Here is a 22,660-nt window from a genome sequence, read left to right as displayed (position 1 = left end):
TGCGCTCATACGGTGACCTCCTCGCCCAGATAGGCTTCCTTGACGCGTGCGTTGTTGCGGATCTCGTCGGGCGTGCCGGTGGCGACGATCTCGCCGTAGACCAGCACGCTGATGCGGTCGCTGAGCGAGAACACCACGTCCATGTCGTGCTCCACGATCATCAGCGTGCGGCCCTGCGCGATCTCGCGGATCAGGCCGGCGGTATAGTCGGTTTCTTCCTGCGACATGCCCGCCATCGGCTCGTCGAGCATGATGACCTTCGGGTCCGAGGCCAGCGTCATGGCGATCTCCAGCGAACGTTGCTCCGAATACGACAACTCGCCGGCGATGGCCTGCGCGCGTTCGGCCAGCCGGACCTGTTCGAGCAGGTGCCGGGTTTCTTCGCGCACGGCGCGCAGCTTGTGGGCGAACTTCCACAGCGTGTATTGCAGGCCGTGGCGCCGCATCACGGCGAGGCGCAGGTTTTCGAAGACGGTCAGGCCAGCGAAGATATTGGTGATCTGGAACGAGCGCGCCAGGCCGCGATGGTTGATCTGCTGCGGCGTCAGGCCCTGGATGGGCTCGCCGTTGAGCACGATCTCGCCTTTGGTCAGCGGCAGGCGGCCGGAGATCAGGTGGAACAGCGTGGATTTGCCTGCGCCGTTCGGTCCGATCAGCGCGTGCCGTTCGCCGCTGACGAGATCGAGGTCCACGCCGCGGATGATGTCGACGTCGCCAAAGGATTTGCGCAGCCCGCGCAGGGAGAGAATCGCTTGCGTGTTCATGCCGGGTTCCTCTGGACGTTGGTGGCGGCGTGGGCAACGGCTTCGGCGGCGGGGGCGGCGTCCTTCAGGCGCAGCCAGCGGCCGTTGGCCAGGCGCACCGTCGCGATGCCGGCCGCCAGCAGCGCCGCGGGCACCAGCCAGGTCAGCGGCGAGACGGGATCCCACTCGCGGCCGAACAGCGGGATCGCGGGCCAGCCGCCGCCATTCAGGGCGGCCATGGAGCGGTAGTCTTGCGAGAAGAAGCGCTGCAGCATCTCCACCGTGAACACGGTGCCGACCGTGAGCAGCAACGTGCCGATGATGAAGACCAGCGCGATCGGCAGCAACGGGCGCAGGCCATAGGTCTTGCCGTGCGCGGCGAAGGACTTGATCAGCCCGGCCAGGCCCGTCGGCATGAACATCATCACCAGCACGAACACGATGCCCTGGTACAGCAGCCATGAGCGCGTCAGGTCGGAGACCGCATAGCCGAAAAAGGTCATCACCGCCGCGCCCAGCGCCGGGCCGAGAAAGAGCTTCACGCCGCCGATATAGCTATTGAGCACCACCGCCGCGGAGGCCGAGGACTCGAACACCACGTAGTTGGCCGCTTCCATGTTGAGCGCCTGCAGCGCGCCCGCGATGCCGGCGAACATGGCCGAGACGGCGAACACCAGCACGCCGAGGCGGTGCGTGTCGTAGCCGAGGAAACGCAGGCGGTTGGCGTTCTCGCGCAGGCCCAGCGTCAGGCGGCCCACCGGGGTCAGGGTGAACAGATACAGCAGCGCCAGCGACAGCAGCACCCAGAATAACGTCAGGTAGTAGACCTGGTTGCTGTCGCCGAAGGTAAGGCCCCATGCCGGCATGCGCATGGTGGACAGGCCCGCCTCGCCGCCGAACCAGCCCTTCAGGTGCGGCGCCAGCGAGTGCAGCAGTTCGGCCAGCGCCAGCGTGATCATGGCGAAGTAGACGCCGGTGCGCTTGGTGGCGAACCAGCCGGCGGCCAGGCCGGCGACGAGGCCCAGGGCGCCGCCTGCCAGCGGCAGCAGCGGCGTGGGCAGCAGGCCGTTGCCGCCGAAGGCGTTCATCGCATGCACGGTGGCGAAGGAACCGATGCCGAAGTACGCCGCATGGCCGAACGACAGCATGCCGCCCTGGCCGCTCAGCAGGTTGAACGAGGCGGCGAACAGCACGGCGATCAGCATCTGGATCGATGCGTTGACCAGCGATTGCGACAGCACCAGCGGCAGCGCCAGCAGTGCGCCTGTGCCGAGCAGCAGCAGGGTCTTCTGCGTGTTGGAGACATTGGTCATGGTTACTCCTTCTCGCCCATCAGCCCTGACGGGCGAACCAGCAAAATCAGCAGCATCAGCGCGAACGGGATGGTCCCGGCCAGGCTGGACAGCTTCAGGGTCAGCAGCCCGCCCGCTTCCCCGGCCCAGGCGCCCGCGCCGAACAGGGCCAGCAGGTCGGCGAGGCTGCGGTCGATGCCGACCGAGAACGCCGTGATCAGGCCGATCATCAGCGAGGCGAGCATGGCGCCCTCCAGCGAGCCCAGGCCGCCCACCACCACCACCACGAAGACCATCACGCCGAGTTCGAGCGCCATGTTCGGGTTGGTGGTGTAGAACGCGCCCGCCACCGCGCCGGCCAGGCCGGCCAGCGCCGCGCCGATGCCGAACACGCCCATGAAGACCAGCGGCACGTTGTGGCCCAGCGCCTCGGCCATGCGCGGCTTGTAGATGGCGGAGCGCACCACGATGCCGACCCGGGTGTAAGTGAGCAGGAGGTAGATCACGGCGAACATGGCCACGGCGATGCCGCCCATGAACACGCGGTAGAAGGGATAGGAGGAAACCCCCAGCTGGAAGGCCGCGAAGTCCAGCGATGCCGGGATGCGGTAATCCACCGGGAAGTTGCCGAAGAACAGCTTGATCAGCTCGGCAATGATGAAAGACAGGCCGAAGGTCAGCAGCAGCTCGTGCGCGTGGCCGTGGTGATGGACGCGGCGCAGGAAGAAGCGCTCCACCGCCACCCCGACCAGTCCGACCAGGATCGGTGAAACCACGATGGCCGGCCAGAAGCCGATTGCGCCCTGCAGCGTGTAGGCAAAGTAAGCGCCCAGCATGTAGAACGACGCATGGGCAAAATTGAGCACACCCATCATGCCGAAGATGAGGGTCAGGCCTGCCGACACCATGAACAGCAGCAAGCCGTAGATGGCGCCGTTAAGCAGTGAGACGATGAGGTATTCCATGAAGGCTTCCTTGGAACGAGCCTGTGCGGCCATATGGCGCGCGGCCGCCGGAGTGAACGGCCGCGCTTGCCAGTGCCGCGCCGGGCGGCGCTGAGCTGGCAGGTCTTGCTATGGCAATGGCAGGGGGAGTCAGACGGCGCGCGGCATCTTGCAGCTGGCCTGGGCCGGCGTGGCGGCTTCAGTGGCGGAGAACGTCTTGACCGGCTTGAAGCCCATGTCGGTGCCGTCGACCTTGAACTTCGCGTCCTTGGCGACGACGGACACCACCATGGGCAGCAGCACCTGGTGATCGGCGGCGCGCATGCTCATCTCGCCCATCGGGGTCTTGATCTTGGCGTTTTCGAGCGCCCTGGCCAGCGTGCTGGTGTTGAGCTTGCCGCCTTCCGGCTTCACCGTCTTCAGCGCCTCGCCCAGCATCTCCACCGCGAATACCGTCTGCGGCTCGATGTAGGCCGGCATATGGCCCTGCCTGGCCTTGAAGTCGTTAGCGAAGCGCTCACTCTCCGCGCCGCCCGCTTCGGCGTTAAAGGGGTGGGCGACATAGTGGCCGAGCGCCACATCGGCGGCGTTGCCGATATTGCCCGGCTGGTCGAGGAACACCGTAGCGAAGCGCGTCTTCAGGCCTGCCGCCTTGCTGGCCTTCATCAGCAGCAGCAGGTCGTTCGACCAGTTGCCGGTGATCACGCTGTCCGCCTTGGCGGCGGCGATCTTGGCCACGTACGGCGAGAAGTCCTGGACCTTGTTGACGTCGTGCAGGGTCTTTTCCACGACCGTGTAACCGCCCGCGCTGGCGTAGTCGCCGGTGGCCTTTTCCATATCGATGCCCCAGGAGTAGTTCTGGTCGATCGAATAGACGCGGGTGCCGAGGGCGTTGAGCGGCTTCATCGCGCCGACCAGCGCCTTGACGCGGATCTGTGCGTTGGTGGCGAACTTGAAATGGTAGAAGTGGCACTTCTCGCCGGTCAGCTCCATGGCCTCGCCGCCGACGTTCATGAACAGGATTTCCTTGCCCGGATTGCGCAGGTTGAACTTGCGCACGTCCTCGGTGATCTGGCCGGACACGGCCGACGACGAACCCTGCATGACGATCTGGGCGCCATCGGCCACGGCCGCCTTCAGCTTGTCCGCCGCGCCCGCCGGGCCGCCCTGGTTGTCGTACTCCACCAGTTGGAGCGGCTCGCCATTCCAGCCGCCGGTGGCATTGATCTTGTCGATCGCATAGCGCGCCGCCGCGCGGAACATCAGGCCGGTCGATGCCTGCGGGCCGGACAGTGTCTCGACCAGCGCAATCTTTACCGGCGCCGCCGATGCCGTGCCAGCCAGCACCGAGAATGCCGCGGCTGCGAACAAAGGACGGGGAATGCGGCTACCGCTCATGGGTGTCTCCTAGCTTTGTTGGGATCATCTGGCGGGCGCTGAAACTGGCCCGTCATAGTGGTCTGACCTGTGTGTAAAGTGGTCTGACAGGTTTACTATAGGGAGATGGACGACAGCCGTCAACGGCGACATGCCCGCCATGAGGGTTTCTACTGAGGACCGGATCGGACGGCTATCCACGCATCGGAGCGTGGGTCATCTTCCCTTGCAGGGATTGGCTTTCTGGCACATAACAGGCGCTGCTACGGTCTGGTGCTGGTGCATTTCGCACGTTCCAGACGAGTTGAGTCGTGCTACATTGACCTGTAAGACCAATTCAAGATCGAGCGCCAGCCAGATGCCGGCTGGCGCCAGGGAGCCAGTAGTGAACAAGACCATGCCCGGTGCCGCGGCGCCGCCGTCCACCCAGCGCCCGGAGGGAACCATGTTCCATCCCGAGCCAAAACACCTGCCGGACGAGATCGCAAGGCGGCTGATCCAGGCGATCCAGACCGGCGAGTTCGCCGTGGGCGACCGCCTGCCCAGCGAGCGCGTGCTATGCGAGCAGTTTTCGGTCAGCCGCGCGGTGGTCCGCGAAGCGCTGTCGCAGCTCAAGTCGGAGGGTCTGGTTGCACCCAAGGCGGGCAGCGGCGTGTTCGTGACCGAGCGCAGCCAGCGGCAGGCGTTTCGCATGCAGGATGTGGCCATCGACGAGAAAGACTCGCTGGCGATGGTGATGGAACTGCTGGTGACGATTGAAGTGGCGGCCACCAGGTTCGCGGCCATGCGCCGCACGCCGGAAGATCTCAAGCGGATCCGGCGGGCGCTGATCGGCATGGAGTACGAGATCGCCAACGACCGGCTGGGGGACGAAGAGGACTTCGCCTTTCACCAGGCCATTGTGGAGGCCACCCACAACCCGCATTTCCAGGCGCTGAGCGAACACCTGGAGCATGGCGCGCGGCGCGTGATCCGGCAGGCGAGGAGCAATACCAAGAGCCATCACGCGGACATGGTCGAGGCCGTGCAGGACGAGCACAAGACCATCTACGACGCGATCGCGGCGGGCGATCCGGAGCGGGCGGCGGAGGCGGCTGAAACCCACCTGCGCAACGCGGCCAAGCGGCTGAACATGTACCTGAAGGGCTGATTCCGCGGCGGACCGATCACGCTTGAGCCGCGCTGCCCAGCCCTTCCGTCTTTACGTCCTTAAGTTCTTAAGTCCTTAAGTCCTTAAGTCCTTACTCAAGCCCGGCCAACCCCGGCTGGAAATGCTGGACCAGGCGCTCGCCGTTGCCGAGCAGCACGCTGACTTCCACCCCCGAGGCCATATCGTGGCAGGCTGAGCGGCTGGTGCCGGAGAGCGACAAGCTGCGGCCTTGCGGGCATACGCTCGCCGAACGTACCTGGCCCTCGGTATCGACCGAGACGGCGCCATAGCCGGCCCCCATCGACAGGCCGGAGGCCTGGCGCCAGGTCCATGCGGACGGCGCGAGGCTGGCGGTGATGTCGGTGCCGTCGCATTGCAGCACCGCGGCGGTGGCCGTGACGCGGGTGGCGCCGGGCGTCAGCGGCGTATCCGCGTAGCGGAGCTGGAGGCGCAAGGCACCGGTTTGTGGCTGGCCGGGGGCGCTGCCCGGCGAGGTGCCCGGCTCGCGCGCGGTGAGCGCTACCTCACATTGCGTGCCGCCCCAGGCTTTGCGCAGCGTGTCGCCGCAGGCTTGAAGGAGAGCCATGAACAGGCCGCCCGGCCGTGGCCCGGCGGCATGGCCCGATAGTGACCCTGATTGCATCGGTGGCACGATTTCCCCGTCTCTTTTTTTGTGCGTGCACTGTACAAACCGATCGCGCGGCCCGCATCACCCGTTTGTGGGGTGCCGGACGTTATTCATCTCGCCGCCGGGGCGGAAATCAGTCCCGTGGCGGCGTGCGCGCCAGCTCGCCCACCCGTTTCACCACTTCGGCCAGCAGTGCCGAGCGGTCGTCGCTGCGATAGCTCATCATCACCGGGGACGTAAAGCCGGGTGCATCAATCGGCATGTAGGCCACGTCGTCGCGATGCAGGCGCTGCACGGATGCCGGCACCAGGCAGATCCCGAGCCCGGCGGCCACGAGGCCGATGGCGGTCTGTAGTTCGTTGGCCTCCTGGGCCACGCGCGGTTGCAGGCCCTGGGTGCGGAACAGCGCCAGCACATGATCGGCGTAACTGGGCCGGGGCCGCGCCGGATAGAGCACGAAGGGGTGCGCCGCCAGTTGCGCCGGCGTCATGGGCGGACCCTTCAGCGCGGCGTGGCCGCTGGGCACGGCGGCCATCAGCGGCTCGGCCATCACCACCGTGCGGGTAATGGCCGGGTCGTCCAGCACGATGCGGCCAAAGCCGATATCGATGCGGCCGGCCTTGAGCGCTTCCATCTGCTGCACCGTGGTCAGCTCGGACAGGCCGACCTCAAGCGCGGTGTCGGAGCCGCGCACCTGGCGGATCAGCTCCGGCAGGAAACCGTACAGCACCGACGGCACGAACCCGATGCCGAACCAGCGCTTCTCGTTGCGGCCGATGCGCCGCGTGCCTTCCACGATCTCGTCGATACGCTGGTTCAACTGCAGCGACTGCTCCAGCAGGAAGCGTCCGGCCTCGGTCAGCCGCACGGCGCGCGCGGTGCGGTCCAGCAGCACCGTGCCGATTTCGTCCTCCAGCTGGCGGATCTGGCGCGACAGCGGCGGCTGGGCGATATGCAGGCGTTCGGCGGCGCGGGTGAAGTTGAGTTCGGCCGCGACAGCCTGGAAATAGCGCAGGTGACGAAGCTCCATGGCGCCTGCCCCTCCATACTTTAAAGGTATTGATCGGGACATACTCGGTCTTGGACACCCTGAATGTCAAGCCACATACTGCATCCCAGCGTATTCCATACTTGGCAGACATACAGCATGAAAGCAACCGTCACCTCCGTCGAAGCCATCCTGGTCGACCTGCCCACCATCCGGGCGCACCAGCTCGCCATGACCACCATGCAGCGCCAGACCCTGGTGATCGTGCGGCTGCGCTGCAGCGATGGCGTCGAGGGCATTGGCGAAGCCACCACCATCGGCGGCCTGAGCTACGGCGACGAAAGCCCCGAGGGCATCAAGCTGACCATCGATACCTATCTGGCGCCCGCGCTGGCCGGCCTCGATGCGTCCAATATCCACGCGGCCATGCAGCGCCTGGCCGCGGTGGCGCGCGGCAACCGCTTTGCCAAGTCGGCGCTGGAGTCCGCGCTGCTCGACGCGCAGGGCAAGCGCCTGGGCCTGCCGCTGTCCGAACTGCTGGGCGGCGCGGTGCGGCCGAACCTGGCCTGCCTGTGGACCCTGGCCAGCGGCGATACCGGCCGCGACATCGAAGAGGCCGAGTCGCTGCTCGAGGCCCGCCGCCACAACACCTTCAAGCTCAAGATCGGCCGCCGCTCCGTACGCGACGACGTGGCCCACGTGTCGGCCATCAAGCGCGCGCTGGGCGACCGCGCCCGCGTTACGGTGGATGTCAACCAGGCCTGGAACGAGGCCGACGCCGCCACCGGCATCGCCATGCTGGAAGCCGCCGGCATCGACCTGGTCGAGCAGCCGGTGCCGCGCGAGCAGCGCGGCGCGCTGGCCCGGCTGGCGGCGCGCTTCGTCGTGCCGGTGATGGCCGACGAGTCCGTGTGCGGCCCCGAGGACGCGATGGAACTGGCGCGCATCGCCGGCGCGGACGTGTTCGCGCTGAAGATCTCCAAGTCGGGCGGCATCTTCGAGATGCTGCGCACCGCGGCGGTTGGCGACGCCGCCGGCATCGCGCTGTATGGCGGCACCATGCTGGAGGGCAGCGTGGGCACCATCGCCGCCGCCCACGGTTTTTCCACGCTGCCGCGGCTGGCCTGGGGCACCGAGCTGTTCGGCCCGCTGCTGCTCAAGGATGATGTGGTGACGGCGCGTCCCGAGTACCGCGACTTTGCCTTGCACCTGCCGGTGGGGCCGGGGCTGGGCCTGACGCTGGACGAGGATAAGCTGGCGCATTACCGCCGTGCCGCCTGAGGCGCACCTGCCGCCACCCATGAGCAAACACAGACCCAAGGAATAAAAGCATGCTGTTTCTGGTGAGAATGGACGTAAGGATTCCGGCCGACATGCCTGCCACGCAGGCAGACGAGATCAAGGCGCGCGAGAAGGCGTACTCGCAGGACCTGCAGCGCCAGGGCAAATGGCCGCATATCTGGCGTGTGGTGGGCGAGTACGCCAACTACAGCATCTTCGATGCCGAGTCCAACGACGAGCTGCACACGATGTTGTCCGGCCTGCCGCTGTTCCCGTACATGGAGATCCATGTCACGCCGCTGGCGCGGCACCCGTCGTCGATCAAGTAATCAAGAAATAACGCCGCGGCCCGCGATGGCCGCGGTCCAACTCCAACTCCGAAACCAACTGGAGGAGACTTTGATGCGCTTGCCTTTCCTGCGCGCCTGGGCCGCCTGCGCCTGCGCGCTGGCCACCCTGGCCGTGCTGCCGTCCGCACACGCCGACGCCTATCCCGATCACCCCATCCGCTGGGTCGTGCCATTCCCCGCCGGCGGCGCCATGGACAATATCGCCCGCACGCTGGGCGAGGAAATGTCGAAGTCGATGGGCCAGGCCATCGTGGTGGAAAACCGCCCCGGCGCAGGCGGCAATATCGGCGCCGAGCTGGTGGCGCGCTCGCCCGCGGATGGCTACACGCTGATCATCGTGGCCAACGGCATGGCGGTGAACCCCGCCCTGTACGGCCGGCTGAACTATGACCCGGTGAAGGACTTCGCGCCGGTGTCGCTGCTGGCGGTGGTGCCCAATGTACTGGTCACCAGCAAGGCCAAGAAGCTGCCCGCCACGGTGCCCGACCTGATCGCCGCCGCGCGCGCCACGCCGGACAAGTACACCTATGCCTCGGCCGGCAACGGCACCTCGATCCATCTCGCCGGCGAGTTGTTTACCTCGCTGACCGGGGTCAAGATGCTGCATGTGCCTTACAAGGGCAGCGGCCCGGCCATGACGGACCTGCTGGGCGGCCAGGTCGACTACATGTTCGACAGCATCACCTCGGCCAAGCCGCATATCGATTCCGGCAAGCTCACGCCGATCGCCGTGACCACCGCCAAGCGCTCGTCGACGCTGCCGAACGTGCCGACCCTGGCCGAAGCCGGCGTGAAGGGCTATGACCTGTCGCCGTGGTTCGCCGCCTTCGTGCCGGCCAAGACGCCGCCCGCCGTGGTCGCGCGGCTGAACCAGGCCATGGTGGACGCGCTGGCCAAGCCGTCGGTGCGTACCCGCCTGGCCGGCATCGGCGCCGAGCCGATCGGCAGCACGCCCGCGCAACTGGGCAAGCACCTCGCCGCTGAAACCGACAAATGGGGCAAGCTGATCCGCGAACGCGGCATCCGCGCAGACTGAGATCGTCATGACCACCGCATTCAACCAGGGCATCGCGCTGCACTACCAGATCGAGGGGGCGCCGGACGCGCCCGTTCTGGTCATGTCCAACTCGCTCGGCACCGACCTGCAGATGTGGGCGCCGCAGATGGACAGCCTGTTGTCCCGCTTCCGCGTGCTGCGCTACGACACGCGCGGCCACGGCGGCTCCGGCCTGCCGGCCCCGGCCGGGCCGTTCGGGTTTGCCGAACTCGGGCGGGACGTGCTGGCGATCATGGATCACGCCGGCATCGGACGCGCCCACTTTTGCGGGCTGTCGATGGGCGGCATGACCGGCATGTGGCTGGCGGCCAGCCACCCGGAGCGCTTCGGGCGCTTCGTGTTGGCCAACACCGCCGCCCTGATCGGGCCGGCCAGCGGCTGGGACACCCGCATCCAGACGGTACGCGCCCAGGGCATGGCCGCCATCGTCGACGCCGTGCTGGCGCGCTGGTTCAGCGCCGGCTGGCTGGCCGGCAACGCAGAGCGCATCGCCCCGGTGCGGCAGATGTTGCTGGATGCGTCGCCCGAAGGCTATACGGCCAACTGTGCCGCCGTGCGCGATGCCGACCTGCGCCCGCTGCTATCGCGCATCGCCAGCCCGGTGCTGGTGATCGCCGGCACGCACGACCTGGCGACCACGCCGGCGCAAGGCCGCGAGGTAGCCGCGGGGATCGCCGGTGCGCGCTATGTGGAGCTGGACGGGGCCCATTTGTCCAACTGGGAGCAGCCGCGTGAATTTGCCGAGGCGGTGTGTGGGTTCCTGGGAGCCGGAGTTGTAACCGGCTTCTGACAACTCGATGCGCGGACGAGGCCCGGGCGGTATTGCCCCACCGCGCCTCGCCCCCGCTACTTCGCCGGCCCGAACCGAATATCCCCATACCAGGCGCGCGCACTCGCCCTGGTGTTGTCCGTATCGGTGAGCAATCCATAGGCGGCCACCTTGCCCGGCTTCTCGTGGAAGGCATGCTCGAAGTCCTGCGCCACGTTGCGGCTCAGCGCCAGCCACTTGCCGGTGCCGTCGGCGCTGCCCGAGACCACGATCATCTTGACCCGCGAGGTGTGGGGATTGTCGATGACCGAGCCGACCGGCGCGGTATTGGACCAGACGTACATCAGCGTGGCATAGGGCAGTTCCTCGCCCGCCAGCGTCTTGGCAAGCTGGATGGCGGCACGGTCGCCCAGCGGCAGCTTGCTCTTGTCTCCTTCGAACATGAATACCAGCCGCGCAGGCGCGTCCTCTTTCGATGCGACGCTGTTGTCGGCATCGTCGATCGGCCGGTCTATTTTCCAGCGCCAGGTCAGCTGCGGTGTTTCTGCCAGGTCGACGTTGCCCTTGTGCATCAGCGCGGAGGCGGAGGCGGCGGCATCGGCCTGCAGCACCGTGGCGCTGTCGTCTGTTACGAGGCTGTAACGGGTCAGCGTCTTGCCATGCGCGACCGGCAGGTTCTTCCAGCCGGCCGGTAACGGGCCGCCGGGCGTGCCGGCGGAAAAGGCGGCGCCGGGAGCCGTGGGTGCCGCTGGCGCGGATGTGGCAGATGCGGCGGATACCTGCGCCCGGGCGGGCGCGGCAGGCACCAGCAACAAGCCGCACGCCAGCAGGCCAGCCCGCATGCGCGCGCCGGGCAATGCCTGGCCTGCCGACGCAGCGGGGAATGGCTTCGAAGCCAGATGGAAGTTCATGATGGATTGCCCGGTGGTTGCCGTCATTGTTCTTATTGTTTTCATTGTAGGCAGGGGCCGGGGCATTTGCGCGTGCCGCGTGTGGCGCAACGCGGGATTGGCAGGCTAGGGCGGGGCTTGCGGACGCCGTCCTTCCCGGCTGCCCGCCGTGCTCGCCGGCATGCTCCCGAAGATTTCGCCGTAGTAGCGGTAGCCGGCGTCCATCTGCTTGCCGAAGGCAAAGCCCTGGGCCAGCATCGCGTCGAAATCCGCCCGCGCGACCTGCATCACATAGCTATGTTCGTGCGCGACCAGGCGGCAGGTGCCGGAGGCCTGGCGCGCGCTGAACCACTTGCCGGGGTCAGCATGGCCGGACGGGTAGGCCTGGCCGCCGTGTTCGAGCTGCCAGCCGCCGTCCAGCAGCACCCAGACGTCGGCGGCGCTGTCGCCTGCGTCCGCGCACTGCGTGATCACGGTGCCGGGTTCCGCCTCCCACTCGCGTGAATGGTCGATGGTCCAGCGCAGTTGCGCGGTTGTCAGGCTGGTGAAGAACGGCGTCTTCCGCAGCAGGTAGAGATAGGTCTTCGACGCTTTCATGGGTTTGCCCCGGGTGATAGCGGCATCGCCTTGCCTGGCCGGGTGGGCTTCGCAGGATGCGAGCAGAGCCGGCAGCAGCGCGGCGAATGCGAGTGGGATCCATCGTTTCATCGCCGTTCCTGACGGTGAGCCCGGGCCGGGGTACGGCCCGGGCCGGCTTTTCGGTTGGCAGGGAATGGTTCAGCGGCAGACCGTGGCTTGCAGCAAGTCCTGCATGCCGATCCGCTTCGCAAACTCGGTCCGCACGCGCTCGGAGACTTCCAGCACTTCCCGCGCGCCATCACCGACAAAATCGATCACCGAACGCATCGGGCGCGTGCCGGCAGCCAGGCCCACGATCCGCACGATGTCATCGGCCACGGCCTTCGGGTCGGCGTCGTCGGGAGTGAGTGCGCTCAGGCGTTCGCCAATCTGGTCCATCACGCCGTCATAGCGGCTATAGGCGGCGGCCGTGGCCAAATCGGCGGGCTTGCCCGCGCTGGGGAGGTGCGCGGTGCCGCGGGTGAACGCGCCCGGCACCACGATCGAGGTCTCGATGCCAAAGCGCGCGATCTCATAGGCCAGCGTGACGGCCAGCGAATCCATGGCTGCCTTGGCCGCGCCGTAAGGCCCCATGAACGGGGGGAAGCCGCCCTTGGTCGTGGTGCTGCTGATCCACAGCATCAGCCCGGCTTCCTGCTTGCGCATATAGGGCAGGGCGGCGCGATTCACGCGCTGCGCGCCGAACAGGTTGGTGTCGAACACGCGCATCATTTCCTCGGGCGTGAAGGCCTCGGCGGGCCCGACCACCAGGTGCCCCGCATTCTGCATCACGACATCGATGCGCCCTTGTTCCCGGACGATCGCCGCGGCTGCGGCGTCGGCGGATTCCTGTGACAACACGTCGAGTTCGAGCGGATGCAACTGGATGTTCCCGGACTTGGCGAGCGCGCGCAGTTCGTCCGCACGGCCGCGGTTGCGGCCCTTCACATCGCGCATGGTCGCGTAGACGATATGGCCCGCTTCAGCCAGTGCCTGCGCGCTCAGCTTGCCGATGCCTGTGCCGGTGCCGGTGACGAGGATGACTTGTTGATTGGCGTTTTGCATGATGTTCCCCTTGCGTTGTGTCTGCTTGTGTCTGATGGCTCAGCGCGACGGATCGGATTCAGGCGACGCCGCCGTTGGCGCGCAGGATCTGGCCGTTGACCCAGCCGGCGTCGGGGCCGGCGAGGAAGGCCACCACGGAAGCGATGTCCTCCGGCTGGCCCAGGCGCTGCAGCGGGGGCATCCTGGCGAACGCCTGGATCTGCTCGTCGGTCTTGCCGTCGAGGAACAGCGAGGTGGCGATCGGGCCGGGAGCCACCGCGTTCACCGTGATGCCGCGGCCGCGCAATTCCTTGGCGAACACATGCGTGAACGATTCGACGGCGGCCTTGGTGGCGTTGTAGACGGCGTAGCCAGGCATGTTCAGCGCCAGCGTGGTGCTGGAGAAGTTGACGATGCGCCCGCCGTCGTTGAGCCGCGCGGCGGCTTCGCGCAAGGTGTTGAAGGTGCCGCGCACATTGATGTCGAAGGTCAGGTCGTAGAGCGCGTCGCTGGTGTCGGCCAGCGGCACGGTCTTGAGCACGCCGGCGTTGTTCACCAGCACGTCGACCTTGCCCAGTTGCTGCTCGGTGATCTCGAACATGCGGCGCACATCGTCGGCCCTGGACACATCGGCCTGTACCGCGATGGCGGTTGCGCCTGCCGCCTTCAACTCGGCCACGAGGGCCTCGGCCTGCGCCGCGCCGGCCGCATAGTTGACCGCGACCGCGAAGCCGTCCCGGGCGAGACGCTGGGTAATGGCTGCGCCAATGCCGCGGGAAGCGCCGGTCACGATGGCGACTTTGGTAATGCTGTCGGTGCTGTTGGTGTTGCTCATGATCGTTTCCTTTCGGGGGGGTGGGTGAAACGAATCATGGATCATTCGGCTGGATAGATAATTAGCCGTAACTTGATATCATTGCTCCATTTGGTTTAACAATGGGGCGAGCCGGGTTGCCTGTCGGCCACGTGATCACCCGGAGAAGTGCAATGGACCGATTCCAGGAAATGCAGGCCTTCGTGCGCATCGCCGAGCGCCAGAGCTTTACCCAGGCCTCCGAGGACCTGCGGATCCCGCGCGCCACCATCACCAACCTGATCAAGCGCATGGAGCAGCGGCTCGGTGCGCGGCTGCTGGAGCGCACCACGCGCACGGTACGGCTGACCCACGATGGCGAGGCGCATTACCGCCGCTGCGTGCGCCTGATAGCCGACCTGGAAGAAGCGGAAGGCTCGTTCAGGAATGCCGCGCCCAAAGGCCTCCTGCGCGTGAACCTGCAAGGAACGCTCGCGCGCCATTTCGTCGTGCCTGCGCTGCCGGATTTCCTGGCGCAATATCCCGACCTGGAAGTCCACATCGGCGAGGACGACCGCCTGGTCGATTTGGTGCGCGAAGGGGTCGATTGCGTGCTGCGTGCAGGGAACCTGCAGGATTCGTCGATGGTCGGCCGGCGTGTCGCCCTATTGGAGCAGGTCACCGTGGCCAGCCCGGCCTACCTGGCGAAGCATGGCGAGCCGAAGGGCCTGGACGCGTTGTCGGCGCATCGCGCGGTCAACTACGTCTCCAGCGGGACAGGCAAGGCAGTGCCGATGGAGTTCACCGTGGACGGCCGCGTGACGGCGATCCAGCTGGCGGCCACCGTCTCGGTCACCGGTGCCGACCTCTACACCGGCGCCTCGGTGGCCGGGCTCGGGCTGGTCCAGGTGCCGCGCTATCGCGTGGCAGCCGAACTGAAGGACGGCCGCCTGCAGGTCGTGCTGGCGGACCTGCCGCCGCCACCGATGCCAGTCTCGGTGCTGTATTCGCAAAACCGCCAGCTCTCGTCGCGCGTGCGGGTTTTTGCGCAATGGTTGCGCGAAGTGTTCGAGGTGGCGGGGACTGGGGGAAGGTAACCCGGGCCTGATTCCCGTCGGAGTGCCGGTCGGCGCCTAAAGCGCGGAAGCCGGCTATTTCCGCACGTTGGATGGCAGCACCGAGTTCCGGTTAGCCTGCTTGGCGGACTGCGCCGACGATGGCTTGCTACCTGCCGACGCCTTTTGCGGCGCGGCGCCGGCTACCCCGACACCGGTGCAAAGCAGGACGGCCAGCAGCGTCGCCGGTGCCTTCTTTCGCATGCTCATGATCGACTCCCGTTGCGTGGCCGGCCCGCCCGTGCGTACCAGCCACTGGTTGGTTCAGGTTCAAACGCCTTCAGCCGGCGTCAGCGAGGCCGAATCGGGGCCACCCTTGTGCGCGCGATGGCGGTTCACCCACGAGAACACCACCGGCAATACCAGCAGCGTGAGCAGGGTGGTGGTCACCATGCCGCCGACGATCACCAGGGCCAGCGGACGTTGCGCTTCCGAGCCGATGCCGTGCGACAGCGCCGCTGGCAGCAGGCCCAGACCCGCCAGCATGGCCGTCATCACCACCGGCCGCAGGCGCAGCGCGGCGCCCTCGACCACGGCTTCATGCAAATCCTCGGACTGCGCCAGCCGGTTGACGTAGGAGATCAGGATCACCCCGTCCTGGATCGCGATGCCGAACAGCGACAGGAAGCCGATACCCGCCGAGATTGATAGCGTCTCTCCGGCGATATGCAGCGACAGCAGGCCGCCGATGGCCGCGAACGGCACGTTCAGCACCACCATCAGCGCATCCTTGAAGTTGCCGAAGGTGCTGTACAGCAGGAGGAAGATCACCAGGATGGTCAGCGGCACGATCACCGCCAGCTTCTTCTGCGCGATCTTCATCTGGTTGAACTGGCCGTCCCAGAAGATGCTGTAGCCCGCCGGCAGCGTCACCGCCTTGCCGACCTTGTCCTGTGCCTCGGCCACCGCGCTGCCCAGGTCGCGCCCGCGCACGCCGAACTTGATGGCGATATAGCGCTTGCCGGTTTCACGGTAGACGAAGAACGGACCATCCGTGGCTTCCACCTTGGCCACCATCGACAGCGGAATGCGCTGCCCGTCAGGCGTATCCACCAGCAGGCGCCCGATCACGTCCGGATTGTTGCGCGCCTGGTCGTTGAGCCGCACCGACAGCCCGAAGGTCTTCTCGCCTTCCAGGATGTTGGTTGCCGCATCGCCGCCGATCGCGAACTGCACGGCGGACTGGATGTCGCTGACGTTCATGCCGAAGCGCGCACTCTTCTCGCGGTCGACCGTGATGTTCAGCGTGGGCTGGCCCAGTTCCTTGAAGATGCCGACGTCGGCCAGCCCCGGCACTTTCCTGAGGATCGATTCGACTTCCTTGGCCTTGTTCTGCAGCATCACCAGGTCGGAACCGTAGATCTTCACCGAGTTCTCGCCCTTGACCCCGGACAGCGCCTCGTTCACGTTGTCCTGGATGTACTGCGAGAAGTTGTACTCGATGCCCGGGATGCGATCCAGGTGCTTGGACAGCCTTTCCACCACCTGTTGCTTGGTGGCGCCCTTGGGCCAGTCGGCCGGGGGCTTGAAGTAGAGCGCGTATTCCTGGTTGAACACGCCAGTGGAATCGGTGCCATCGTCGGGGCGCCCGATCTGTACCGACACGGTTTTCACCTCGGGCTGCTCGCGGAAGAAGCCGCGCAGGTCGCGCGCGATGGATGCCGAGTAGTCGAGATCAACGGTGTTGGGCAGCGTGATGCGCAGCCACAGGTTGTTTTCCTCCAGCGTGGGCAGGAACTCGGTGCCGAGATAGCGCGAACTGTACAGCGTGCCGGCCAGGCCGATAAAGGCGGCCAGGAACACCAGGCCGGGCTTTTTCAGCAGCTTGCGCAGCAGGGGTTTGTAGCCGCGCAGGATCACCGCGATAAATTTCGGCGAGTGCGGCCGCAGCGAACCGCGGAACACGAAGGATGTCACCGCCGGCACGAAGGTCAACGCGAGCACGATCGACGCCAGCAGCGCGAAGCCCATGGTGAAGGCCATCGGCTTGAAGATGATGCCCTCCACCCCGCCCATGAAGAACAAGGGCGAGTAGGCCACGATAATGATGCCGGTGGAGAAGATCATGGCGCGCTGGACTTCGCTGGTGGCCCTGATGATGCCGTCCTCGACATTGGTCTCGCCTTCCTCCAGGTGGCGCATGATGTTCTCCATCACGATCACCGCGGCATCCACGATCAGCCCGAAGTCGATTGCCCCTAGGGAGATCAGGTTGGCCGGTACCTTGAAGTGGTCCATATTGATGAAGGACACGCACAAGGCCAGCGGGATCACCGCCGCCACCACCGCCGCTGCGCGGAAGCTGCCGAGGAAGATGAACAGCACGATCAGCACCAGCGAGATGCCGACGAACAGCGCGTGCTCGACGGTCCCCATGGTGATGTCGAGCAGGTTCTGCCGGTCGTAGAAGGTCTTGACCTGGACGTTCTTCGGCAGCACGTTCTGGTTGATCTCGGCGATCTTGTCGCGCACCCGCGCCAGCACCTCGGTGGCGTTCTCGTCGCGCTTCATCAGCACGATGCCTTCGACGATATCGTCATGGTGGTCGAACTGCACCATGCCCAGGCGCGGCGTGTTGCCCACCCGGACCTGGGCGATATCGCGCACGCGCACCGGCACGCCATTGGACACAGAGACGGTGACGTTGCGGATATCGTCGAGCGTTTGCAGCAGGCCCACGCCACGCACCACGAACTGCTGCTCGCCGGACTTCATCAGGCCGCCGCCGGTGTTGGCGTTGGCGCTGGACACCGCATCCACCACCTGCTTGAGCGAGAGCCCGTAGGCCTGCAGCTTCTCGGGCGTCGGCACGATCTGGTACTGCTTGACCATGCCGCCGAAGGCGGTGATGTCGGCCACACCGGAAACGTGCTTGATCTCCTTGTAGACGCTGTAGTCCTGGTAGGTCTTCAGCGTGGTCACGTCAACGCCATTGGCCTCGATCCGGTAGCGCAGGATTTCTCCGGTGGCGTCGCCGTCCGGCGACAGGTTGGGTTGCACGCCGGGCGGCAGACTGGCCTGCGACAGGTAGGTGACGAAGTTCTGGCGCGCCTTGAAGTTGTCCACGCCCTCCTTGAACTTGACGGTCACCACCGACAGCCCGAACAGCGAGACCGAGCGGAAGGACTGCACGTCGGGCACGCTGGCCAGCGCGTTCTCCACGGGGATCGTGATTTGCTGCTCGACCTCGACCGTGCTGCGGCCGGGCCACTGCGTAATGGCCTGCACCGTGACCGGCGCCACGCCGGGATACGCCTGCAGCGGCAGCCGCAGGAAGCTCAGCACGCCGGCTGCCAGCAGGCCAAGGGCCAGGAAGACGATAACCAGGCGCCGCTTGAGGATGCTTTTGATGGGCGAGAAGACCATCTCAGGCCTCCTGCTTGAGCAGCAGTTCGTTGAGCAGCATGCCGCCCTGCGTCACCACGCGCACGGTCGCGCCCGCCGGCACGCCGTCGGTGACCAGGAAGGTGCCGTCGCTGCGCGGTGTGCCCTGCACGGCCACGCGCTCGATATGCCTGTCGTCAGGCTGGAGCATCAGGTAGAGCTTGCCCTGGTCCTTGACGATGGCCGATTGCGGCACCACCAGCGCTTGCGCACTGCCGGTGACGATGCGCGCAGTGGCATACATCTCGGGTTTGAGCGTGCCGTCCGGGTTGGGCACATCGCAGCGCACCTGCAGCGTATGGGTGTCGGCGTCGACATTGGGCGCGATAAAGCTGACGCGCCCGCGGTAGTGCCGTCCGGGATAGGCCGGGGTTTCAATCTCGATGGCCTGGCCCAGGCGTACGTTCTTGATATCGTTCTCGTAGAGATTGCCGGTGAACCAGATCGAGCGCGTGTCGATGATGCTCATCAGCGAATCACCGACATTGAGATAGGAGCCCGGGTCCATGTCGCGCTTGACGATGGTGCCGCCGATCGGCGCGCGCACGGTCAAGGTGTCGGAAGCCGTGCCGCGCTCGCGGATGCGGGCGATGTCCTCGGTGGTCGCGCCCAGTACGCGCAGCTTGTTCTCGGACGACTGCATGGTTAGCTTGGCGTCATCCACCAGTTCCTTCAGGTCGCTGTTGCTCAGGGTGTGATAGGCGTTGTGCGAAAGCAGGAATTCATTCTGCGCGGCGATGTACTCGGGCGAGTACAGCTCGGCGAGCGGTTGGCCGGCATGGACCACGGCACCCTCGAAGACCAGGATGCGTTCCACGCGGCCGGCCACGCGCGCGGACGCCAGCTTGGCCTGCTGCACGTTGTACGCGAGCTTGCCGGGCGTGGGTGTGTCGACCGGGACAGTTTGCATGCTGAACACCGCGGATTTGACCGTTTTCGGATCGAAGCCGCCTTCGGGCAGGGCCAGCGAGGAGGGGACGCGGCGTGGCGTGGCGGTCTCAGCGTTGGTATAGGGCACAGCGGCCAGGGCTGGCACGGTGGCTGGTACCGCCTGCAGTGACTGGGCCCAGTACTTGCCACCCCAGATGCCGCCGGCGAGGACCACAATGAAGCCGGCGCCAATTATCAGATTCTTGTTCATAGGTTCAAGGCCTTCGCGGCCATCAGAATTTGTCCCGGCCCACCGCGGCGGCGAGCGTGTAGTAAGCCTGGCGCGCCTCGGACTCGGCCTGCGTCACCGCGAGTTCCGCATTCTTGAGCGCGGAGCTGGCAGTGAGCAGGTCGGTGAAGTTGGCATTGTTGTTGGCGTAGTTGGTGAAGGCCATCTTGTAGGCTGTCAGGGCCTCAGGCAGTTGCCGCTGGCGCAGGAACTCGGCCTGGTTCACCGACTGGCGCAGGTTGTTGTGCGCGGTATCCACGGCCAGCAGCGTCTGCTGGCGTACCGACTGTTCGTTGGCGTCGGACGCCACCTTGTTGGCTACGGCTTCATCCACGCCGTATTTTTCCTTGGTAAAGAAGAACAGCGGGATGATGACGTCGAACTCGATGCCGTAGCTGGCCGGCTGGAAGCCCAGTGGCGGGTTGTTGCCGTTGAAGGTGGCGATGATCTGGAAATCCGGCAGGTAGGCTTTGCGGGCCAGGCGCACGCCTTTTTCGGCGGCTTCCACCTGGAAGCGCGATGCGCGGATATTGGGATGCTCGCGCAGCGCCATGTCCTCCAGTTCGGGCAAGGGCGTGGGCGGCAGGCGCGCCGCGCTGGCATCCGTGCGCAATTCGAGCGGGAACTCGGGACTCTTGCCGATCAGTGTGTTGATGGTCTTGAGCGCGTTGTCATACTGGCGCTCCAGGCCAAAGGTATCGTTCTGCGCGCTGCTTTGTGCTACCTGGGCGTTCAGGTAGTCGACATAGCCCGCCGCATTGTTGGCGTAGCGGATGCGCGCCACCTGCTTGACCTGCTCCAGCCGCTTGAGGTTGAGGCGCAGCACATCGAGCTGCGCTTTCTGCGCCAGCGCCTGGAAGTAAGTCGTGCTCAGCTGTGCGTAGAGCTGCAGGTACAGCGCGTCGCGCTGCGCGTCGATGGACTCCGCCTGCGTGTTGGCGATATCGGCCGCCAGCGCCTTCTTGCCCGGAAACGGGAAGGACTGCGTGAGCGTATAGCTGAAGTTCTGGGCTTGCGCCAGCGCCAGCGGGCTGTTCTTGGGCAGGGCGCCCCAGATGAAGCCCACCTGCGGATTGTTGGGCGCGGCGATCTGCGGCACCGTGGCCTTGGCCGCCATATAGAGCGAGCGCGCCTGGATCAGTTGCGGGTTGCTCGCGCGCAGCTCTTCCGAGAGCTCCCACAGGGAGAAGCCCGGCCCGACCAGGCCCTTGTTTTTTTCTTCGGCACTGAGCGGTGCCGGCGGCGTCGTGGCCGCACCGGTCCCGCGCGGCGTTGAAGCTGGTTGGTCCCACCCGCTGGCTGGCGCGTTGCCGGCACCAGGCGCCTTCTTTGCCGGCGGTACCAGCGGTACCGGGTCGGTATCTCCGCTCAGTTCGACACCGCAGGCGACCCGAGCCGCCAAGACCAGAATGACGGCTGCTCCAACTTTTCTGTTAGTTGGTTTTTTAATCATGAATACTCCCATCGCTACTTGCCACTGTTATGACAGCGAAATCTTTCAATCGCCCTTCCGCAACATTGCAAATAGCTTTCGGAAATTTAGGTAATTACCCGTATCCTTTTCTTGAAATTTGCAAAGCCAATTCAAACTTGGTTTGAGGAATGGCTATTGAGATTTCCTGGAGCGATGTCCCATGCAAAGGCCGTGTAGCGCGCAAGGGCGCGCGACACCATGCCGGAAACGGCAAGATATAGGAGGATTGCGTGACGGAACCTTACGCGAAACGCTACCTGTTCAGCGTGCGATGGAAATGGTTGTCCGTGTTTTTATGTGATGAAAATTAAATATAAATAGATCTTATATTTCACATCACCAGGTAGACTGGGTTGATATCCGCGCGAGTAAATATACGGGCTTTCCTTGGGGCGGATTGCTCCATGCTAGTGCGCGGTCTGCTCGCAGAGGGCGCATACCCGTATCAACAAAGGCGCGTTCTCCATTTCGGCGAGCGCCTCGCTATCGTCGGATGCGATGGAGCACCTGCATCCGCGCGTCGCGGGCGCGGTTTCGCCGCGGGCGATTGCCGGCATGACCGCGTAGCGCACGCCGAGCTGCACGCGACGCTCCCACTCGCCTTGCGGATCCAGTTCCAGCAGCCACAGGCGCGTCTGGACCGACCAATGCCTGACGGTCTCGCTTTTGATCGCCAGCCGGCGCGCCGCTTCGGCGACCGACACCTGTTGCGAGGCCAGCTGAAAGAACGCCTCCGCTTTGTCCTCCAGCCTGAGCCGCGCCATGGGCGTGCCTGTCAGCCGGGTGAAGCGCTGGCGGCAGCCTCCACAATGGAAGAAGGGCAGGCTGCCATCATCGGTGCCGTCGTAGACCGTCTTGTGCCCGCCGCAACGCGGGCAATGCGGCGGCACGTGGCTCGCGCTATGCAACGTGCGCCATGCGGACAGCAGGTATGCGGCCAGCCCGGCATCACCGGTGTCTGCAGCTCCGCTCGCGCGGACATGGATCAACGTGGTGGCCCGCCGCAACTCATCCGCAAAGGGGCGCAGGGGCCGCTGGGGTGGCACGCGGCCGGCCCGGCCCGCTGCCGGGATATCCCGCTCGGGCGGCGTTGGCTGTTGCTGTTGCGATCTGCTCATAGCGTAGACGCGAACCGCACCGGTCCCGGAAGGGGGCCGGGACTGGTGCGCCGCCTGCTCCGATGCGCGGCAGCGCAGTGGGCGCTACCAGCTGATTCAAGGATGCCCGCACCCCGCGGCATCGGGTCGTGCAGCGGTGGTGCATTGTTGGGGGCGTCGTGGCTTCCCAGGGCTCTTAATCCCGTGGCCCCCGGTCGGGGAGCGATGGAATAGCGCAGATTCTAGGTGGAATGCCTGCCGCCCCTCTACTGTGATTGATCACAGTAGAGGGGCGGCAGGGCCTCGTGAAGGTTTCGAAAAAATGAACCTAACCTATTGATTTGTAAAAATAATGTGGTTCTTTGGTGAGATGGGCCGTGCAAGTCCGGCTTATGGTCCCCAAAGCGGGTGACATGGCTAGTCCGGTATGGCGAAAGCGCTCTCAGGACCGAATCATCGATCGATATCCGCAACTCTCCAGCTTTGAGCTTGCGCGACGCCGTCTGC

General features: G+C 65.7%; 21 protein-coding genes. 6 read left to right on the top strand and 15 right to left on the bottom strand.

Features of this window, described 5'->3' with window-relative positions:
• Nucleotides 1–5 precede the first annotated feature (5 nt).
• The 4 genes from AC1DS6_RS26380 to AC1DS6_RS26365 form a co-directional block, all read right to left on the bottom strand.
• Entirely contained in the window at nucleotides 6–764 is a 759-nt protein-coding gene (locus AC1DS6_RS26380; RefSeq protein ID WP_441631753.1) for an ABC transporter ATP-binding protein, read from the bottom strand.
• Nucleotides 761–2,056: a branched-chain amino acid ABC transporter permease gene (locus AC1DS6_RS26375; protein ID WP_441631751.1), complete on the bottom strand. Its 1,296-nt coding sequence runs from the start codon at nucleotides 2,054–2,056 to the stop codon at nucleotides 761–763. The genes AC1DS6_RS26380 and AC1DS6_RS26375 overlap by 4 nt, the downstream gene beginning before the upstream one ends.
• A 2-nt stretch (nucleotides 2,057–2,058) precedes the next feature.
• The gene (locus AC1DS6_RS26370; protein ID WP_441631749.1) at nucleotides 2,059–3,000 is read right to left on the bottom strand and encodes a branched-chain amino acid ABC transporter permease; all 942 of its coding nucleotides are present in this window, start codon (nucleotides 2,998–3,000) and stop codon (nucleotides 2,059–2,061) included.
• 129 nt (nucleotides 3,001–3,129) lie between these two features.
• Nucleotides 3,130–4,377, bottom strand: a complete 1,248-nt coding sequence (locus tag AC1DS6_RS26365; RefSeq protein ID WP_441631747.1) for a branched-chain amino acid ABC transporter substrate-binding protein — start codon at nucleotides 4,375–4,377, stop codon at nucleotides 3,130–3,132.
• A gap of 424 nt (nucleotides 4,378–4,801) precedes the next feature.
• On the opposite strand from AC1DS6_RS26365, the gene AC1DS6_RS26360 reads away from it, so the two are divergent.
• A complete protein-coding gene (locus AC1DS6_RS26360; protein ID WP_276288008.1) occupies nucleotides 4,802–5,506 on the top strand; it encodes a FadR/GntR family transcriptional regulator in 705 nt (234 codons plus the stop codon).
• 91 nt (nucleotides 5,507–5,597) lie between these two features.
• Here the strand turns inward: AC1DS6_RS26360 and AC1DS6_RS26355 are convergent, their stop codons facing one another.
• Complete coding sequence (locus AC1DS6_RS26355; RefSeq protein WP_441631745.1) at nucleotides 5,598–6,092, bottom strand: hypothetical protein; 495 nt, start codon at nucleotides 6,090–6,092, stop codon at nucleotides 5,598–5,600.
• 175 nt (nucleotides 6,093–6,267) lie between these two features.
• Nucleotides 6,268–7,164, bottom strand: coding sequence for a LysR family transcriptional regulator (locus AC1DS6_RS26350; protein WP_441631743.1), 897 nt, complete (start codon nucleotides 7,162–7,164; stop codon nucleotides 6,268–6,270).
• 117 nt (nucleotides 7,165–7,281) lie between these two features.
• On the opposite strand from AC1DS6_RS26350, the gene AC1DS6_RS26345 reads away from it, so the two are divergent.
• The 4 genes from AC1DS6_RS26345 to pcaD all read left to right on the top strand — a co-directional run bounded on the left by AC1DS6_RS26345 (nucleotide 7,282) and on the right by pcaD (nucleotide 10,600).
• Nucleotides 7,282–8,403 (top strand): muconate/chloromuconate family cycloisomerase, encoded by a 1,122-nt coding sequence (locus tag AC1DS6_RS26345; RefSeq protein WP_035871862.1) that lies wholly within the window; start codon nucleotides 7,282–7,284, stop codon nucleotides 8,401–8,403.
• 50 nt (nucleotides 8,404–8,453) lie between these two features.
• On the top strand, nucleotides 8,454–8,732 hold the full coding sequence (gene catC / locus AC1DS6_RS26340; protein ID WP_035871859.1) for a muconolactone Delta-isomerase: 279 nt from the start codon (nucleotides 8,454–8,456) through the stop codon (nucleotides 8,730–8,732).
• 73 nt (nucleotides 8,733–8,805) lie between these two features.
• Nucleotides 8,806–9,789 carry a tripartite tricarboxylate transporter substrate binding protein gene (locus AC1DS6_RS26335; protein WP_441631740.1) on the top strand — a complete coding sequence of 328 codons (984 nt, stop codon included), beginning with the start codon at nucleotides 8,806–8,808 and terminating at the stop codon, nucleotides 9,787–9,789.
• Nucleotides 9,790–9,796: 7 nt separating this feature from the next.
• Nucleotides 9,797–10,600, top strand: a complete 804-nt coding sequence (pcaD, locus tag AC1DS6_RS26330; protein ID WP_477103476.1) for a 3-oxoadipate enol-lactonase — start codon at nucleotides 9,797–9,799, stop codon at nucleotides 10,598–10,600.
• Nucleotides 10,601–10,656: 56 nt separating this feature from the next.
• Here the strand turns inward: pcaD and AC1DS6_RS26325 are convergent, their stop codons facing one another.
• From AC1DS6_RS26325 to AC1DS6_RS26310, 4 genes are all read right to left on the bottom strand, one after another.
• On the bottom strand, nucleotides 10,657–11,421 hold the full coding sequence (locus AC1DS6_RS26325) for a DUF3047 domain-containing protein (protein ID WP_477103490.1): 765 nt from the start codon (nucleotides 11,419–11,421) through the stop codon (nucleotides 10,657–10,659).
• 174 nt (nucleotides 11,422–11,595) lie between these two features.
• A complete protein-coding gene (locus AC1DS6_RS26320; protein WP_441631734.1) occupies nucleotides 11,596–12,177 on the bottom strand; it encodes a hypothetical protein in 582 nt (193 codons plus the stop codon).
• 69 nt (nucleotides 12,178–12,246) lie between these two features.
• Nucleotides 12,247–13,152, bottom strand: coding sequence for an SDR family oxidoreductase (locus AC1DS6_RS26315; RefSeq protein WP_477103475.1), 906 nt, complete (start codon nucleotides 13,150–13,152; stop codon nucleotides 12,247–12,249).
• 58 nt (nucleotides 13,153–13,210) lie between these two features.
• Nucleotides 13,211–13,966 carry an SDR family oxidoreductase gene (locus AC1DS6_RS26310; RefSeq protein WP_441631730.1) on the bottom strand — a complete coding sequence of 252 codons (756 nt, stop codon included), beginning with the start codon at nucleotides 13,964–13,966 and terminating at the stop codon, nucleotides 13,211–13,213.
• 152 nt (nucleotides 13,967–14,118) lie between these two features.
• Between AC1DS6_RS26310 and AC1DS6_RS26305 the strand changes: the two genes are divergently transcribed.
• Complete coding sequence (locus AC1DS6_RS26305) at nucleotides 14,119–15,021, top strand: LysR family transcriptional regulator (protein WP_441631728.1); 903 nt, start codon at nucleotides 14,119–14,121, stop codon at nucleotides 15,019–15,021.
• A 54-nt stretch (nucleotides 15,022–15,075) separates the two neighbouring features.
• Here AC1DS6_RS26305 and AC1DS6_RS26300 read toward each other — a convergent pair whose 3' ends face one another.
• The 5 genes from AC1DS6_RS26300 to AC1DS6_RS26280 all read right to left on the bottom strand — a co-directional run bounded on the left by AC1DS6_RS26300 (nucleotide 15,076) and on the right by AC1DS6_RS26280 (nucleotide 22,174).
• On the bottom strand, nucleotides 15,076–15,249 hold the full coding sequence (locus AC1DS6_RS26300; RefSeq protein WP_477103474.1) for a hypothetical protein: 174 nt from the start codon (nucleotides 15,247–15,249) through the stop codon (nucleotides 15,076–15,078).
• Nucleotides 15,250–15,309: 60 nt separating this feature from the next.
• Nucleotides 15,310–18,405, bottom strand: coding sequence for an efflux RND transporter permease subunit (locus tag AC1DS6_RS26295; protein WP_477103473.1), 3,096 nt, complete (start codon nucleotides 18,403–18,405; stop codon nucleotides 15,310–15,312).
• Nucleotide 18,406: 1 nt separating this feature from the next.
• Nucleotides 18,407–19,564, bottom strand: coding sequence for an efflux RND transporter periplasmic adaptor subunit (locus AC1DS6_RS26290; protein ID WP_477103472.1), 1,158 nt, complete (start codon nucleotides 19,562–19,564; stop codon nucleotides 18,407–18,409).
• A 22-nt stretch (nucleotides 19,565–19,586) separates the two neighbouring features.
• Nucleotides 19,587–20,984, bottom strand: coding sequence for a TolC family protein (locus tag AC1DS6_RS26285; RefSeq protein ID WP_441631720.1), 1,398 nt, complete (start codon nucleotides 20,982–20,984; stop codon nucleotides 19,587–19,589).
• A 479-nt stretch (nucleotides 20,985–21,463) separates the two neighbouring features.
• Complete coding sequence (locus tag AC1DS6_RS26280) at nucleotides 21,464–22,174, bottom strand: DUF746 domain-containing protein (RefSeq protein WP_477103471.1); 711 nt, start codon at nucleotides 22,172–22,174, stop codon at nucleotides 21,464–21,466.
• Between the last annotated feature and the right edge of the window lie 486 nt (nucleotides 22,175–22,660).

It is taken from the genome of Cupriavidus sp. 05L310, assembly GCF_056398185.1.
Note: the sequence above shows the minus strand (reverse complement) of the source record. Positions and strands in the feature narration are given on the sequence as shown.